General features: G+C 66.6%; 1 protein-coding gene. It reads right to left on the bottom strand.

Annotated features, from left to right (window positions below; translation table 11 throughout):
- On the bottom strand, positions 1-365 hold a 365-nt coding region (locus tag BQ17_RS18725; RefSeq protein ID WP_089729726.1), incomplete at both ends, for a tetratricopeptide repeat protein.

The raw sequence follows: 365 nt of genomic DNA, 5'->3' as shown, positions 1-365 counted from the left end.
CTGCAGGATGTCGGCGATTTTTCCTTGGGTCACCGCCTTTTCACGCACGTCGCCGAGGCGCTCATAGACCGGCAGCTGTTCTTGGGTGCGGATGCGCAGGGCCTCATCCAGCTCGCCGCGCCTCTGCAGGATGTCGGCGATCCGGCCCTGGGTGATGGCCTTGGAACGCACGTCGCCGAGGCGCTCGAAGGCCCCGAGCACTTCGTCGGTCAGGATGCGCAGGGCCTCATCGAGCTGGCCGCGGGCCTGCAGGATGTCGGCGATTTTTCCTTGGGTCACCGCCTTGGAACGCACGTCGCCGAGGCGCTCATAGACCGGCAGCTCTTCTTGGGTGCGGATGCGCAGGGCCTCATCGAGCTGGCCGC

This window comes from Candidatus Thiosymbion oneisti (assembly GCF_900092655.1).
Lineage (GTDB): Bacteria > Pseudomonadota > Gammaproteobacteria > Chromatiales > Chromatiaceae > Thiosymbion > Thiosymbion oneisti.
Note: the sequence above shows the minus strand (reverse complement) of the source record. Positions and strands in the feature narration are given on the sequence as shown.